At 33.9% G+C, this 14,362-nt stretch carries 14 protein-coding genes and 1 pseudogene; 10 read left to right on the plus strand and 5 right to left on the minus strand.

The genetic code is table 11. The features are described 5' to 3' along the window. Positions 1-94 precede the first annotated feature (94 nt). The 4 genes from KA828_RS12855 to KA828_RS12870 all read left to right on the plus strand — a co-directional run bounded on the left by KA828_RS12855 (position 95) and on the right by KA828_RS12870 (position 2,236). A complete protein-coding gene (locus KA828_RS12855) occupies positions 95-544 on the plus strand; it encodes a GNAT family N-acetyltransferase (protein WP_210126353.1) in 450 nt (149 codons plus the stop codon). 64 nt (positions 545-608) lie between these two features. Further along, complete coding sequence (locus KA828_RS12860) at positions 609-1,100, plus strand: SA0632 family lipoprotein (RefSeq protein WP_075108275.1); 492 nt, start codon at positions 609-611, stop codon at positions 1,098-1,100. 191 nt (positions 1,101-1,291) lie between these two features. Further along, positions 1,292-1,588: a hypothetical protein gene (locus KA828_RS12865; protein ID WP_053029995.1), complete on the plus strand. Its 297-nt coding sequence runs from the start codon at positions 1,292-1,294 to the stop codon at positions 1,586-1,588. Between the two features lie 102 nt (positions 1,589-1,690). Then, positions 1,691-2,236: a GNAT family N-acetyltransferase gene (locus KA828_RS12870; RefSeq protein ID WP_053029994.1), complete on the plus strand. Its 546-nt coding sequence runs from the start codon at positions 1,691-1,693 to the stop codon at positions 2,234-2,236. 90 nt (positions 2,237-2,326) lie between these two features. On the opposite strand, the gene KA828_RS12875 is transcribed toward KA828_RS12870, so the two are convergent. From KA828_RS12875 to KA828_RS12890, 4 genes and pseudogenes are all read right to left on the minus strand, one after another. Beyond that, positions 2,327-2,893, minus strand: a complete 567-nt coding sequence (locus tag KA828_RS12875; RefSeq protein ID WP_053029993.1) for an LOG family protein — start codon at positions 2,891-2,893, stop codon at positions 2,327-2,329. Then, the gene (locus tag KA828_RS12880) at positions 2,893-3,351 is read right to left on the minus strand and encodes a YaiI/YqxD family protein (protein ID WP_053029992.1); all 459 of its coding nucleotides are present in this window, start codon (positions 3,349-3,351) and stop codon (positions 2,893-2,895) included. Before KA828_RS12880 ends, KA828_RS12875 begins: the two co-directional genes overlap by 1 nt. Positions 3,352-3,357: 6 nt before the next feature. Beyond that, positions 3,358-4,033, minus strand: a pseudogene (locus tag KA828_RS12885) (hypothetical protein). 213 nt (positions 4,034-4,246) lie between these two features. After that, on the minus strand, positions 4,247-5,116 hold the full coding sequence (locus KA828_RS12890) for an undecaprenyl-diphosphate phosphatase (RefSeq protein WP_210126354.1): 870 nt from the start codon (positions 5,114-5,116) through the stop codon (positions 4,247-4,249). A 430-nt stretch (positions 5,117-5,546) separates the two neighbouring features. Between KA828_RS12890 and KA828_RS12895 the strand changes: the two genes are divergently transcribed. Then, positions 5,547-7,178 (plus strand): ABC transporter ATP-binding protein/permease, encoded by a 1,632-nt coding sequence (locus tag KA828_RS12895; RefSeq protein ID WP_210126355.1) that lies wholly within the window; start codon positions 5,547-5,549, stop codon positions 7,176-7,178. Beyond that, positions 7,175-8,836, plus strand: a complete 1,662-nt coding sequence (cydC, locus tag KA828_RS12900) for a thiol reductant ABC exporter subunit CydC (RefSeq protein WP_210126356.1) — start codon at positions 7,175-7,177, stop codon at positions 8,834-8,836. The genes KA828_RS12895 and cydC overlap by 4 nt, the downstream gene beginning before the upstream one ends. Before the next feature lie 130 nt (positions 8,837-8,966). On the opposite strand, the gene mgrA is transcribed toward cydC, so the two are convergent. Beyond that, positions 8,967-9,404, minus strand: coding sequence for a global transcriptional regulator MgrA (gene mgrA, locus KA828_RS12905; protein ID WP_053029987.1), 438 nt, complete (start codon positions 9,402-9,404; stop codon positions 8,967-8,969). 223 nt (positions 9,405-9,627) lie between these two features. Between mgrA and KA828_RS12910 the strand changes: the two genes are divergently transcribed. From KA828_RS12910 to KA828_RS12925, 4 genes are all read left to right on the plus strand, one after another. After that, positions 9,628-10,557: a CobW family GTP-binding protein gene (locus tag KA828_RS12910; RefSeq protein WP_075108271.1), complete on the plus strand. Its 930-nt coding sequence runs from the start codon at positions 9,628-9,630 to the stop codon at positions 10,555-10,557. 75 nt (positions 10,558-10,632) lie between these two features. After that, positions 10,633-10,929, plus strand: coding sequence for a hypothetical protein (locus tag KA828_RS12915; RefSeq protein ID WP_210126357.1), 297 nt, complete (start codon positions 10,633-10,635; stop codon positions 10,927-10,929). A 172-nt stretch (positions 10,930-11,101) separates the two neighbouring features. Beyond that, on the plus strand, positions 11,102-12,667 hold the full coding sequence (locus KA828_RS12920; protein ID WP_245336101.1) for an SLC13 family permease: 1,566 nt from the start codon (positions 11,102-11,104) through the stop codon (positions 12,665-12,667). A gap of 98 nt (positions 12,668-12,765) precedes the next feature. Next, the gene (locus KA828_RS12925) at positions 12,766-14,139 is read left to right on the plus strand and encodes a cryptochrome/photolyase family protein (protein ID WP_210126358.1); all 1,374 of its coding nucleotides are present in this window, start codon (positions 12,766-12,768) and stop codon (positions 14,137-14,139) included. Positions 14,140-14,362: the final 223 nt, after the last annotated feature.

Genomic DNA, 14,362 nt, shown 5'->3' on the forward strand with positions numbered 1-14,362 from the left:
ACAATTATACGGACTTTATCTATTATATGTTAAATATGGATAATCATACCATAGATAAATATAGAATATAATGTTTATAACAAAGGAAGTTATTATGCGGAAACTAACTGTTGAAGATATTGACTGGATTGAAACAATAGCCAAGATACAAGAACATCATATTGAAAGACGAGAATTACATTACAATGCAACCCATCTATCGATTGCCTTGCGTCAAGATATGATTGTTCAACGATTAAAGCATAGTGATGATATGATTCTAGTTGAATTGCGTAAAAACACAAACCACGTCATCGCATTTATTTGGGGACATTTTGAAGCGGTGCATGAAAAAGTAATAACAGAGATGCTTTATACAGATCCACATTTTCGAGGGATGGGATACGCTAAGCGTTTAAAAGCTGCACTCGAACGCTGGGCGATTGAAAAGCAAGCTAAATCTATTGAAGGCACAATCGATGCCAAGAATGCCGCAATGATTGAACTTAATAAAGCGAAAGCTTATGAGATAAGTCATGTAAAAATGCGTAAAGACCTTAGGTAAAAAATGAATAGGTTCTAAATTCATGTTAAAATAAGATTACTCATTCGTTATAAAGGAGAAAAGCATGAAGAAATGGTTAATACTCTTACTGTCAGCAACACTAATGTTGTCTGCATGTGGTAAGAGTGATGAAAGAACATCGTTAGAAAAAGATGTGAAGCAACTACAAAAAGAAAATGATGATTTGAAAAAGCAAAAGAAAGATTTAGAACAACAAAAAGAGAAACTCAATGATCAACGTGAAAAACTTCAAAAAGAAGTGGATGAATCAGTAGCGTCAGAATCTGCTAAGGACGACTCAGATAGTGATGACAAAGATAGTAGTGATTCAACGTCAACGGAATCATCAGGCAGTCATACAGATAAGCAGACTAAGAATGAAAGTACATCACAAAGTAGTGCATCAAGTAATGAATCAAGTACTTCTGAAACGCGTCATAGCAATGACGCACAATCAACTAAGAATGCCAAACACAATCAATCAAATAGCCAAGCGCATCCTTCTAGCGAGCAAAGTAACACTCAAAATACATCATCAAGTAACAGCCATTCATAATGGCCATTTTTAAATAATAGAAGCCATCATGTTCGCGTTATGGCAAGTTTGATATGTATGTATGAAGGGTAAAATAGATTTAAATCAATTTTGAATTCACATTTTATCTTTTTAGATGTATTTAGTGGACAAAAATGGACGACATCATAAAATGATTAAATATAAACTTTATAATATTGGAGAGATGACATATGCATGAACAAGATTTTCATATTTTAGAAGGTCGCGACATAACATTACCTGAATTAGGACGTGAAATTGAAAATATTACTGGACGTACTATCGTTGATTCTACTGGAGAAATCAAACGTGTTATCGCACATTTACCTAACTTTGAATCTGATACAGATACATTTGTAGCTACATTTAAACTTAATCATCGTAATGATTTTGTCGATGCAACTTTTGTTGCGCCTAAAGATCAACGCGATCGTTTAAAAGAAATTCCAGTACACATTGAACTCGTTAGTTACATATCTCGAGGATAATGAGTTAATCAATCAAATTTAAAGATGGATAAAGTGTGCTATGGTTAATGCGCCATATCGCACTTTTTTAATCATGTATTTCTTTAAAGTGGGGTGTTGAAAATGGCTACATATATAGAAACGGAAAGACTAAAATTACGAGATTGGAAGCAAGAAGATTTATTGCCATTTCAGAAAATGAATGCCAATCCTCAAGTGCGACGCTATTTCCCAAGTTTGTTAAGTTATCGACGTTCTGAATTAGATATGAAAAAAATGGACGATATTATTAAAGAAAATGGTATTGGCTTATTTGCCGTTGAACTTAAAGAAACTGGGGAGTGGCTTGGTTTTATTGGGGTGAATTATATTCCTCAAGACAGTTCATATCCGTTCGAGGAGTTGCCATTATATGAAATTGGATGGCGTCTGATTCCAGAAGTATGGGGGAATGGGCTTGCTACAGAAGGTGCAACAGCTGTATTAGCATTTGCTAAAGAAAAGGGGATTGAATCGATTTACAGTTTTACTGCAGAAAATAATCTACCATCTAGAAAAGTGATGGAAAAGATTGGTATGACATTATATGACCATTTTGAATTACCAGAACTAAGTAAATATCACATGTTGAAACGACAAGTACGCTATTATAAACAGTTATCAATTTAAACGTGAAAGCGACATGATATTGGAAAAGTATATTTCGTGATAAGTCATCACTAAATGAAATATAAAAGTCCAAAGCATGTCGCTTTATCATTAATCGTATGTACGTGTGCCTAACGGTTTAAAGTTAAGTAACCCGTTTATTAAATCTTCTTTAGTATTGTATAAAGGAGCTAAGTTTTTATATTTTTCATCAATAAAACCTTCTTTGATCATACTATCAATAAGTTGTTGAAGCGGTTCAAAGAATCCATTTAGATTGTAGACGCCGATTGGTTTTTCATGAATGCCAATTTGTGCCCAGCTATATGTCTCGAAAAATTCTTCGAGCGACCCAGCGCCACCTGGTGCCATCACAAATGCATCTGCAAGTTCGGCCATTTTCTGTTTGCGCTCATGCATTGAGTCGACAAGAATCAGTTCACTAACATTTTGGCTCGTGATCTCTTTTTCATCTAACATCTTTGGCATTACACCAATAGCATGACCACCATGATCTAACACACCATCTTGAATCGCACCCATAATACCTATAGAACCGGCACCGAAGACCAATTCGTACCCTTGTTCAGCCATATATTTTCCAAGTTCGTATGCTTCTTTAACATAAATAGGGTCTTTCCCTTTACTAGCACCACAATATACTGCAATTCGCTTCATTATACATCCTCCTTAAGTTGCTTGATAACAGCATGAAATGCTCGCTCAAATTGTTTTCTATCTTCCTTTGAAAAGGGTGGAGGTCCTTTATGACGACCACCTTGCTTTCTTATTTGTGCATTATTATAACGTTGTTGCAATAACAAATCTATATTACTGGAATGATAACTATGACCTTTATGATGCATGACAATCTTAACTTTAGAAAGTAACAAACTGGCCAATCCATAATCTTGAGTAATTACAATGTCTTCTGACGAAGCTAATTTCACAATTTTATAATCAACAGCATCTGGACCATCATCGACATAGAGTGTTTCAACATGATTTGGAAGTACTTTATTTGAGAAGTGACTAAAGCTACGCAAAATGATAACAAAAATGCCTGTCCCAGCAGTTAATTCAATTACAGAATCAACGACTGGACAAGCATCTCCATCAATGATTACCCGTGTCATAAAACATTACGCCTTATTATTCTCTTCGTTTTTATTTTGTGAAACAATACTATCAGCTTCATGACCGTCCAATTTTTTCATTTCTTTGATGCGCGCTTTTTCTTCTTGTTTTTGTAATTTTTCTTCTTCTTTATGACGTTTATCAATATTTTTTTGAAGTTTTTTATCTAGTTTATTAACGTCTTTTTTGTTCTCTTTTTCGAGTTTTTTCGCCTTTTTTCTCAGTCTCATCATCAAGTTTACCAGGCGTTAAACCAACTTTTTCTTGATATTTTTGAGTCTTTTTCATATCTTTCACACGTTGTTTTTCATTCTTTTCACGTGCTTTTTCTTCTTCTTTATGGCGTTGCTCTATATTTTTCTGAAGCTTTTTGTTCATTTTATCAGCTTCTTTATAATTTTTCTTAGCTAATTTTTCGCCTTTTTTCTGAATGTATTCAGGATCGTTTTCTTTAGCAATTTTTTTCAATTCTCTCTTGTTGTTGAATTCTTGTTTCTTGTCTCCTAAATAGTCTTTTGCATCTGATGCTTTATTCGCAATAGCGTGTCCAGCATTAGACGTTGCGTTTGTTGCTTTTTGCACCTCAGGGTGAGATTTAATACGTTTACGTTCTACAATTAGTGGCACAATAATGATTGGTAAAACATTAATTGCCGTTTTAATGAGTTTCTTTTTGTCCATACACGTTGCCTCCATTAGATTTACTATTTATCTTCATTACCCTATGATACATGATACTAAACGAAGGAACTAGCTAGAACACTCATAATATCTTGAATAAACAATAGACGTGAACATTAAATTGTTTTTCAGTGCAAAAAATGAGAGCAAGACAGAAATTAAAATAAATTCGTTGTCCCGCTCTCGTTCAATGGTATTAACCATAATTTAATTTTAAATGCCTTTGCCAATGCCAAAACCGAAGTACAGAATAGCAATAATGATTACTAATACAATACGATAAATTGCAAATGGTACTAACTTAACTTTATTAATTAAGTGTAAGAACGTTTTAATTGCAATTAAGCCGACAACAAAGGCAGCCAAGAACCCAATTAAGTAAAATGGGATATGTGAAAGTTCGATATATTGATAGTTTTTAAATAGTGATAACGCACTAGCAGCTAGCATAATAGGTACAGCCATAATGAATGTAAAGTCAGAAGCAGACTTATGATCTAACTTCATTAAGACACCTGTTGAAATAGTAGATCCAGATCTACTGAAACCAGGCCACATTGCGACTGCCTGAGAGATACCGATTACAAACGCTTGAACATAATTAATCTGGTCAACAGTTTGAGGATTTGTCACTTTCTTGCTATATTTGTCTGCAATGATCATATAAATTGCACCTAGGAATAAACCAATCATTACAGTAGGAACGCTAAACAAATGTTCTTCAATAAAATCATCAAATAAGACGCCTAAAATACCAGCCGGAATCATACCTACTAAGACGTGTAGTAAGTTTAAGCGACGTGGTTTAGAACGAAATTCTTCATTAATTGATGTTTTTCTGTATTTGCCAATATGTAACATTTCGAAATAACGCTCACGGAATACCCATGCTGCAGCAAAAACAGAACCTAATTGAATTACAACCTTGAAGGTGAAAGCTGATTCAGAACCTAAAAATTCAGTCGATTTTAGCCACATGTCGTCTACTAAAATCATGTGACCCGTAGATGAAACTGGCGCAAATTCAGTTAATCCTTCGACGATACCTAGGATAAGGCCCTTGATAAACTCGATAATAATCATAAGTAACCTCTTTCTTTTATTAGAAATTTAAAATATTGTTGTCTTTAAATATATTGTTGTCAAAATTCACTTTACTATAATATCATAATGCATTAAATCTATGCTAATAATATTAAGACAACTACTTAAGCCTTATGTATAAATGTTAGTGATTCTTTGAGCAGACTTTTATTTAAAAAGTGGAAAAGTGTTTAACGACCCACAATATATTTTTATACCTTTTCCAATGTACTAGTATAACAGAGCATTTCACAACAGTCTTAAGTATGAAATGGTTACTTTAAGAGGCGCATATATCTTAAATAATTCGAATATAAAGCAAAAATACATAATCTAATAACATGTTCATTATATTGTCACTGTTTTTCAAAAGGTATTAAATGCTAAACCAATAAGAACCTTTTATAATAGGAAATTAGGTGAAGATAAAGTGAAAAAATTAATGAATTTAGTCTTTAAATATAAAATATTTCCATTGTTAATGGGAATTGTAAGCACATGCCTAGCAATAACTGTCGTTATTCAAAATATAAGTATTGCGACTTTTTTAGATCAAGTCTTATATGATCATACATCGTCTATTTTTTCATTGTTAATTATCATTTTAATCGTCTTAATTCTAAGAGCAACATTGAATATGATTAACTTGCGATTAGGTGATACGTTAGCTAGTAAGGTGAAACATCAATTACGCAAAGAAGTTGTTTTAAAAGACACCGTCGTTGCCACGGGAACGCAAATTAATATTTTAACCGAGACTATAGACGGCCTGTCTCCATTTTTTAAAAACTATTTACCACAAGTCTTTAAGTCAATGATGATTCCTTTAATAATTATCATAGCAATGTGTTTTATCCATTTAAATACCGCATTAATTATGATTGTTACAGCACCATTCATTCCACTTTTTTACATTATTTTTGGTCTTAAAACGCGTGATGAATCTAAAGATCAAATGACGTATTTAAATCAGTTTAGTCAGCGTTTTCTCAATGTGTCTAAGGGACTTATTACACTTAAGCTTTTTAGACAGACCGAACACACGAAAGCACATGTATATGAAGATAGTACGCGATTTCGTGATTTAACGATGCGCATATTAAAAAGCGCGTTTTTATCGAGTTTAATGCTAGAGTTCATTAGTATGTTAGGTATTGGATTAGTTGCTTTGGAAGCTGCGCTAAGTCTTGTGGTTTTTCATAGCATTGATTTTAAGACGGCGGCAATTGCCATCATATTAGCACCTGAGTTTTATAATGCGATTAAAGATTTAGGACAAGCCTTCCATACAGGTAAGCAAAGTGAGGGGGCGAGTGATGTCGTTTTTGACTTTTTAGATTCTGACAGTGCAACGCTTGTAAATCAAGAGAAGGTCAAAGTACAGCAGAAACCTCAAATTTGTATGACTCATGTAACGTATCACTATCCGAATCAATCATCTTATGCAATTCAAGATATGTCTTTAACAATCAATAGTGGGGAGACTATCGCTATTGTAGGACCAAGTGGTGCAGGTAAATCAACTTTGGCAAAGCTACTTACTCAAACGATTCGACCAACATCTGGCCAAGTAACGTTTAACTACAATGTTCATCAAATTGGAATGTTGAGTCAAACGCCGTATATTTTTTCGGCATCTATTAAAGATAATATCGCCATGTTTAAAGAAGTTGATGATGATCAAATCCTTCATGTATTAGAAATGGTTGGCTTAAAAGAGAAAGTATTGTCACTAAAAAAGGGGATTTATAGTCAAATTGGTGAAGGTGGCGAAATGTTATCAGGTGGTCAAATGCGTCGTATCGAGTTATCTAGGGTGTTACTAATGCATCCTGATGTAGTTGTGTTTGATGAACCGACGACTGGCTTAGATTTAGAAACGGAGACAATCATTCAACGTGTCATCGCTCAACATTTTAATGGTGTAACGATGATTATGATTGCACATCGTGATTCAACGATTCGCCAAGCAACACGACGATTATTTATTGAAGCGGGTCACTTAGTTGAAGATGACCAGACGATTTCTGTAAGACTAGATAAAGGTGGTGACTTCATATGAAACCACATATTCGATTTCGGCCGGATAAGGATTTAATATTAGCCATCTTGACGGGGGTTATAGGGAGCATCGTTGCCTTAGCAATGTTCTTCTTAAGCGGCTATATGGTAACCCAAAGTGCATTAGGAGCACCTTTATACGCATTAATGGTGTTGGTTGTATCAGTTAAGATGTTTGGGTTTATACGTGCTATTGCCCGATATGGAGAACGTTTGCTCTCGCATAGAACAACATTTACAATGTTGCGAGATGTTCGAGTTCAATTTTTAGAGCAATTAATTCCAAGAGTACCTAATTTGTATCGTAAGTATTCATCTGCTGATTTACTAACAAAAATGATAAGCAAAGTAGAAGCTTTGCAAAACATTTACTTACGAGTCTACTATCCACCGGTTGTCATTGGTTTCACAGCAATTATTGCAGCTGTCACATTAATTTATTTTAGTGCGGTTCATGCGATTGTTATCGTAATAAGTATGTTATGTTCACTATGGTTGGTACCGTGGTTAAGTGCTAAGCGGGTAGGCCATTTAAAGGAACAAGTTGCACAGCAACAACAAACTACGATTACGCAATTTTATGATTACAAGGAAGGGTATGCTGAGTTAGCTCGTTTTAACAACGTAGAAGACTATCATAATCATTTGATGCACGCATTAGAAGCATATGACAACATGCAATCGAAAGAATCACGATTTTTAACATTATATGATTATATGCTCAATTTAATCGCTATGCTCGCTATATTTGCGACTTTAGCCTTAGGCATTTTACAAGTTAAAGAAGGACAATTAAATGTGGTGTACTTAATGAGTATTGTATTGATGATGTTAACATTATTTGAACAAACAGTGCCGATGAGCAACTTTGCATACTATAAAGCGGATACAGATGAAGCATTACATAGTTTGAATGATGTGTTGTCGTATCCAGTGGACGAATCGAAGCAAACGTTAGAAGTGATGCAGCACCGTGTTTATGATATTAGAGATATGTCATTTAGTTACGAACATCAAGAAATGCCTACGTTATCCAATATAAACTTAACTGTAGATAACGGCGAGAAAATAGCAATTGTTGGACCATCAGGTTCTGGGAAAAGCACGTTACTACAAATCATGAGTGGCTTGTATGATATTGATAGTGGACAAGTAACTCTTTATGGACAAAACGTTTCACATCTAAATGAAGACAGTCGCTTTGAACAACTTAATGTACTACTACAATCTCAACAATTATTTGATGGTACACTGCGTTCTAACATGTTCACGAATCATAATGATAGTGTTATTCAAAATGTTTTAACAAGATTGAATTTAGGCCATCTTAATTTGGAAAGACCCATTACTTTAGATGGAAATACATTATCGGGTGGAGAGATGCAACGTATTGCGCTAGCACGTCTATTACTAAAAGATGCCAATGTATGGTTGTTAGATGAACCAACGACGGCATTGGATGAAGATAACACTAAGCAAGTGATGCAAATGGTTGAGGAACAAGCTGAAACAGTGATTGTTGCAACACACGATTTGAAATTATTGCCACACTTTGACAAGATTGTCGTTCTCATTGATGGTCAAGTGAAAGAACAAGGACGTTATGATGAATTAAGTCAAGGTGATCACTATTTGAGTCGTTTATTAAAAATGAACTAGCGCACATATGCTATAAACGAAAAACCTGAGATATCTACGATAGATAACTCAGGCTTTTCGTTATTGATAAATATATTATAATTTGATTCGAAACGAATAACTTTAATTGGCTTAGTATTAGCATGTCATTTTATTTTGACTCGGTAAAAGCGTCGATGACTTTACCTAATAGACGATTAAGTTCGTGTACTTCATCTTTACTTAAAGAAGAAGCAGTTGCAACTTTCTTAGATGCATCGCTTAATTCAGGTTTGATTTTTTCACTCTTCTCAGTAAGATGAATGAATACTTCACGTTGATCAACTTCAGAACGTTCACGTTTGATGAGATCAACATGTTCCATTCTTTTTAATAAAGGTGATACGGTACCAGTATCTAAAGCTAGTTCTGTAACTACCTTTTTAACATTTACAGGAGATTCATCCCATAAAATACTTAGCACTAAAAATTGTGGGTAAGTAAGATTGTACTTTTTAAAGACTTTATTTGAATAGTAGCGATTAACTTGTCTTTGAGCATTGTACAAACTAAAGCAGAGTTGCTCTTTCAAATTATGTTGTTCAGACATTAAAGTTCTCCTCCAGACATTCTATCCGTCTCTCTATGTTTCGGATTAAATTTCGTCTATGTTGTATAAAATATAACTTGCAACACACTTCGTCTCAATGCCATGCTAAAATTAAAGTATGTTTAAATTCTAGAAGATATTTCTATTTTAATCAAGTGTAATCTAAAATAAATACATATATTATCATATTCGAATTAATTTTAAAAAGAAAAGAGATTTTAAAATGATAAATAATAAAAATGAAAAAATATCAATTACAATTGTAAATGGCTTTTTAGGAAGTGGTAAAACTACATTTCTAAAACATTATATAGAGCAATTATTAAAAAAAGATGAGAAAATAACAATTATTATGAATGAATTTGGCAGTTTCGACGTTGATAGTTTATTACTTGGAGATGACGTATCCATTCGTTCATTAATTAATGGCTGTGTGTGCTGTGATTTAAATAGTGACTTAGTAAATCAGATGAAGCAGTTAATTGAACTTCAAGAAACCAGTCATATCATAATCGAAGCCACAGGTTTAGCACATCCGCTTGAGATTTATACGGCTTGCCAAGATCCGATGCTTGTAAATAACGTTCATAAACCTACAATCATTGGTATTGTAGATGCACAAAGATTTATAAAGAAAGATGTATATAGTCCGTCAACTGCTCAATTATTAGAAGAACAATTAAGTTATAGTGACACAATAATATTGAATAAAGTTGATTTAGTAGATGAAGAAGCCATCCATAACATTAAAGAAAATCTAAAACAAATCAATCCGAATGCGCCTGTTATTGTTACCACTTACAGTCAATTTCAATATGATCAAATTCATGTTAATGCGATTCAGCACCATGAAAAACAACATAAGCATGCCCATCATCATGGTATACAATCAATGCAATATACATTTACAACTGCTATAGATCGCCAATTGTTTTATCAATTTATTATGCGTCTACCAGATAGTGTGCTTCGACTAAAAGGCTTTGTGACGTTTAGAGATTTGCCAGAGGTCACTTATGAATTTCAATATGCTATGGGATTACCTGATTATGGCATTATCGACAAAGAGGTGCCGTTGACAATTGTCATCATCGGGGAGGCATTAGATACGAATCGATTACGTAATCAACTTGATATGATTCAATTTACTTAAATAGGTTATTGTCACAGTTATGACATAGGCGTTTGCTTTTTAATCATTTATAATTGAAAATAGGAGGGTTTGACCATGAATAACGAAGATAAACGTGCGAAGCAAATTCGCTTTGAATTTAGATGGATTACGATTCCATATACAATTTTTGCTATTATCGTACTGCTATTTAATATATTTTATACCAATATTAAAGTGACAATGGTTCTATTTGGACTCTTTTTCGCTTATAATTTAGGGATTTTATTTATCGCATTCATTAATCGTTTTAAACGAACGCTGATTTTATCCTTAATCTTAACCATTCTAAGCGCATCTACATTCTTTACATTATTATATGTTTTTGGACTAAATCGTGAAATTTTTGGTTAGATAAATACATGTTAAATGATATGAACTTTGTGATAAGCAATTAAATGTTTATCGCAAAGTTTTTTTTCTAATTGTCTGAAAAGTGACTATTTTGTGTATTTTATCATATAATCGCCTTTGATAAAGCGCTTTCTTGATATACTGACATTGATGAATTGAGGGAGGGGTAATGATGAAGAAAGCACAATCAATACAGGACAATGATAATCTTTTAAAGCATGACAAAGAAAAGAAACGTAAAAGTGGTTATAAGCCAATTTGGATTATAATCAGTTTTGCTGTTTTATTCATCATCTTAGTATTACCAACACCAGATGGTTTACCGATTATGGCTAAAGGCGCACTAGCAATCTTAGCGTTTGCGGTCATTATGTGGGTGACAGAAGCTGTAACATATCCAGTATCAGCAACGATGATTCTAGGTTTAATTATTTTGATTTGTGGATTTAGTCCAGTTCAACAGTTGTCAGAGAAGTTAGGCAATCCAAAAGAAGGAGATAAAATCTTGTCTGGCGCAGATTGGCTAGGTACTGGGAATGCATTGACGCATGCCTTTAGTGGCTTCTCAACATCTGCGGTTGCATTAGTTGCGGCAGCATTATTTTTAGCTGCCGCTATGCAAGAAACACAATTACACAAACGTTTAGCTTTACTCGTGTTATCTATTGTTGGCAATAAAACACGAAACATTGTGATTGGTGCTATCTTGGTTTCAATATTACTCGCTTTCTTTGTTCCTTCAGCTACTGCTAGAGCAGGTGCCGTTGTACCAATCTTATTAGGAATGATTGCTGCATTCAAAGTTTCAAAAGAAAGTAAACTGGCCTCCCTTTTAATTATTACTGCAGTTCAAGCTGTTTCCATTTGGAATATAGGCATAAAAACTGCAGCTGCACAAAATATCGTAGCGACCAATTTTATTAACCAGAACTTAGGACATGACGTATCATGGGGCGAATGGTTCTTATATGCGGCGCCATGGTCTATACTTATGTCCATTGCATTATTCTTTGTCATGATGAAAGTAATGCCACCTGAACATAAAGAAATCGAAGGGGGTAAAGCATTAATAAAAGCAGAATTAGATCAATTAGGACCTGTTTCTTATAGAGAGTGGCGACTTATTATTATTTCTGTATTGTTACTCTTTTTCTGGTCTACTGAGAAGGTCTTACATCCCATAGACTCTGCGTCCATTACTTTAATTGCTTTAGGTATTATGTTGACGCCTAAGATTGGTGTGATTACATGGAAAGGTGTAGAGAAAACAATACCTTGGAGAACCATTATTGTCTTCGGTGTAGGAATTTCATTAGGTAATGTTTTATTAAAAACAGGTGCTGCACAATGGCTGAGTGATAAAACATTTGGGCTTATGGGATTACAACATATGCCATTAATCGCTACGATTGCACTAATAACGTTATTCAATATCTTAATTCATCTTGGGTTTGCGAGTGCAACCAGTCTATCATCTGCACTTATTCCGGTCTTTATATCACTAACAGCAACATTACATTTAGGTGATCAATCGATTGGGTTTGTGTTAATTCAACAATTTGTAATTAGCTTTGGGTTCTTATTACCTGTGAGTGCACCACAAAATATGCTTGCCTATGGAACAGGGACATTTACAGTCAAAGACTTCTTGAAGACTGGGGTACCGCTAACGATTATTGCGTATATCTTGGTACTAATTTTTAGTTTGACTTATTGGAAATGGTTAGGACTTGTTTAAGTGTGACACGCTCTTTGAAATTATCATTCTATGAAGCGGATTTTAAATTGTTAGAAAAAGGGTAAAGTTAATGAACCTTTAATAACAGGAGTGAAATAATGACTATTGGTGTAATACTTAATCGCGTTTTTAGAATTCATAATAATCCATTATTTGAATATATAAATCAAAATAAAGAAGATATTGAGAAATGTTATCTTATTATTCCACAGGAAATATTTGAAGAAGATGGTACAGAAATGAAAGCAAATTACTATTATGGTGTCTTGCAATCATTTCTTGAAGCACTTCATCAGTATGATATCGAACCGTTTTTATTAGACTATCGTGAATTAGGAGATTTTTGTTCTGATAAGGCCATCGACGAAGTTGTCATTGCTGGAGATATTATGAGCTATCATCATGAAAGTTATGATATTCGTCATTTGAAAAAGGCTTTCAACAAATACAATATTACGGTTACTAGCGTTCGTGCAAATCACTATTTCAAACCAAGCACAACGATGAATAAACAAGGTGAACCTTACAAAGTCTTTACGAGTTTTTACAAGGCACATCGCTCTAAACTAAGACAACATGAATCATATCATTACGAATTAGGTGATTTGTCACACTTATGTGTCAAATCGCAGCAAACACTAAAACAAGATTATTCAAATAAGGGTCTTTCAGAATCACAGGCTATAAAAAATTGGAATAACTACATTGAGCAAGACATACAAAATTATGAAACCAATCGTGAATATTTACCTGAAGTCTTAACAAGTCAACTCAGCATTGTGTTAGCTTATGGCTTAATAGATATTAAGCAAATTGTTACACAATTGTTAGAGGCTTATGAAGAGGATGAACATAATATTGAACAATTTATCAGAGAGCTTATGTTTAGAGAATTTTATTATGTATTAATGACACTTTATCCACATACTGCGCATGAGGCGTTCAATGAGAAGTATCGTGATATTCAATGGTCATATAATAAAAATAATTTTAAACGCTGGTGTGAAGGACAAACAGGGTTTCCAATTGTTGATGCAGCTATGTCTGAGTTAAATCAAACTGGATTTATGCATAATAGAATGAGAATGGTCGTTTCTCAGTTCCTAACGAAAGATTTATTTATAGATTGGACGTGGGGTGAAGATTATTTCAGAAGACGATTAATTGATTTCGACTCTGCGTCCAATGTACATGGGTGGCAGTGGTCTGCATCAACTGGAACAGATGCTGCGCCATATTTCAGAATGTTTAATCCAAGTCGCCAAAGTGAACGATTTGATAAGGACGCATTATATATTAAGACATATATACCACAGTTAAATGATGTTACTGCTAAATATTTACACGAACCTTTCAAACATGAAGAAGCATTGGAACAAGAAGAAATTAAATTGGGACAAGACTATCCCAAGCCTTTAGTGGATCATAAAGAAGCGAGAGCACATGTGATGTCAGTATTTAAGCAATTTTAAAATAATTGAAGTGGGCCTGGGATAAAACAAATTATTTCAGCCTACTTTATTATTTTGGCAGTGGCTGACTAATTTGAAATGATGCTTAAATCAAGCTACTTTCAAATCTAGTCATCTTTGCCGAAGGGCCCCTAATATAGAATTTTCCTTCGAAATATTGGCTCTTCGTCAAATCGGACAGATGAGTCCTAATATTGAGATTAAGCAACCTTAGTTTGTTTAA

This window comes from Staphylococcus sp. GDY8P85P, assembly GCF_017892405.1.
GTDB classification, from domain to species: Bacteria; Bacillota; Bacilli; order Staphylococcales; family Staphylococcaceae; genus Staphylococcus; species Staphylococcus borealis.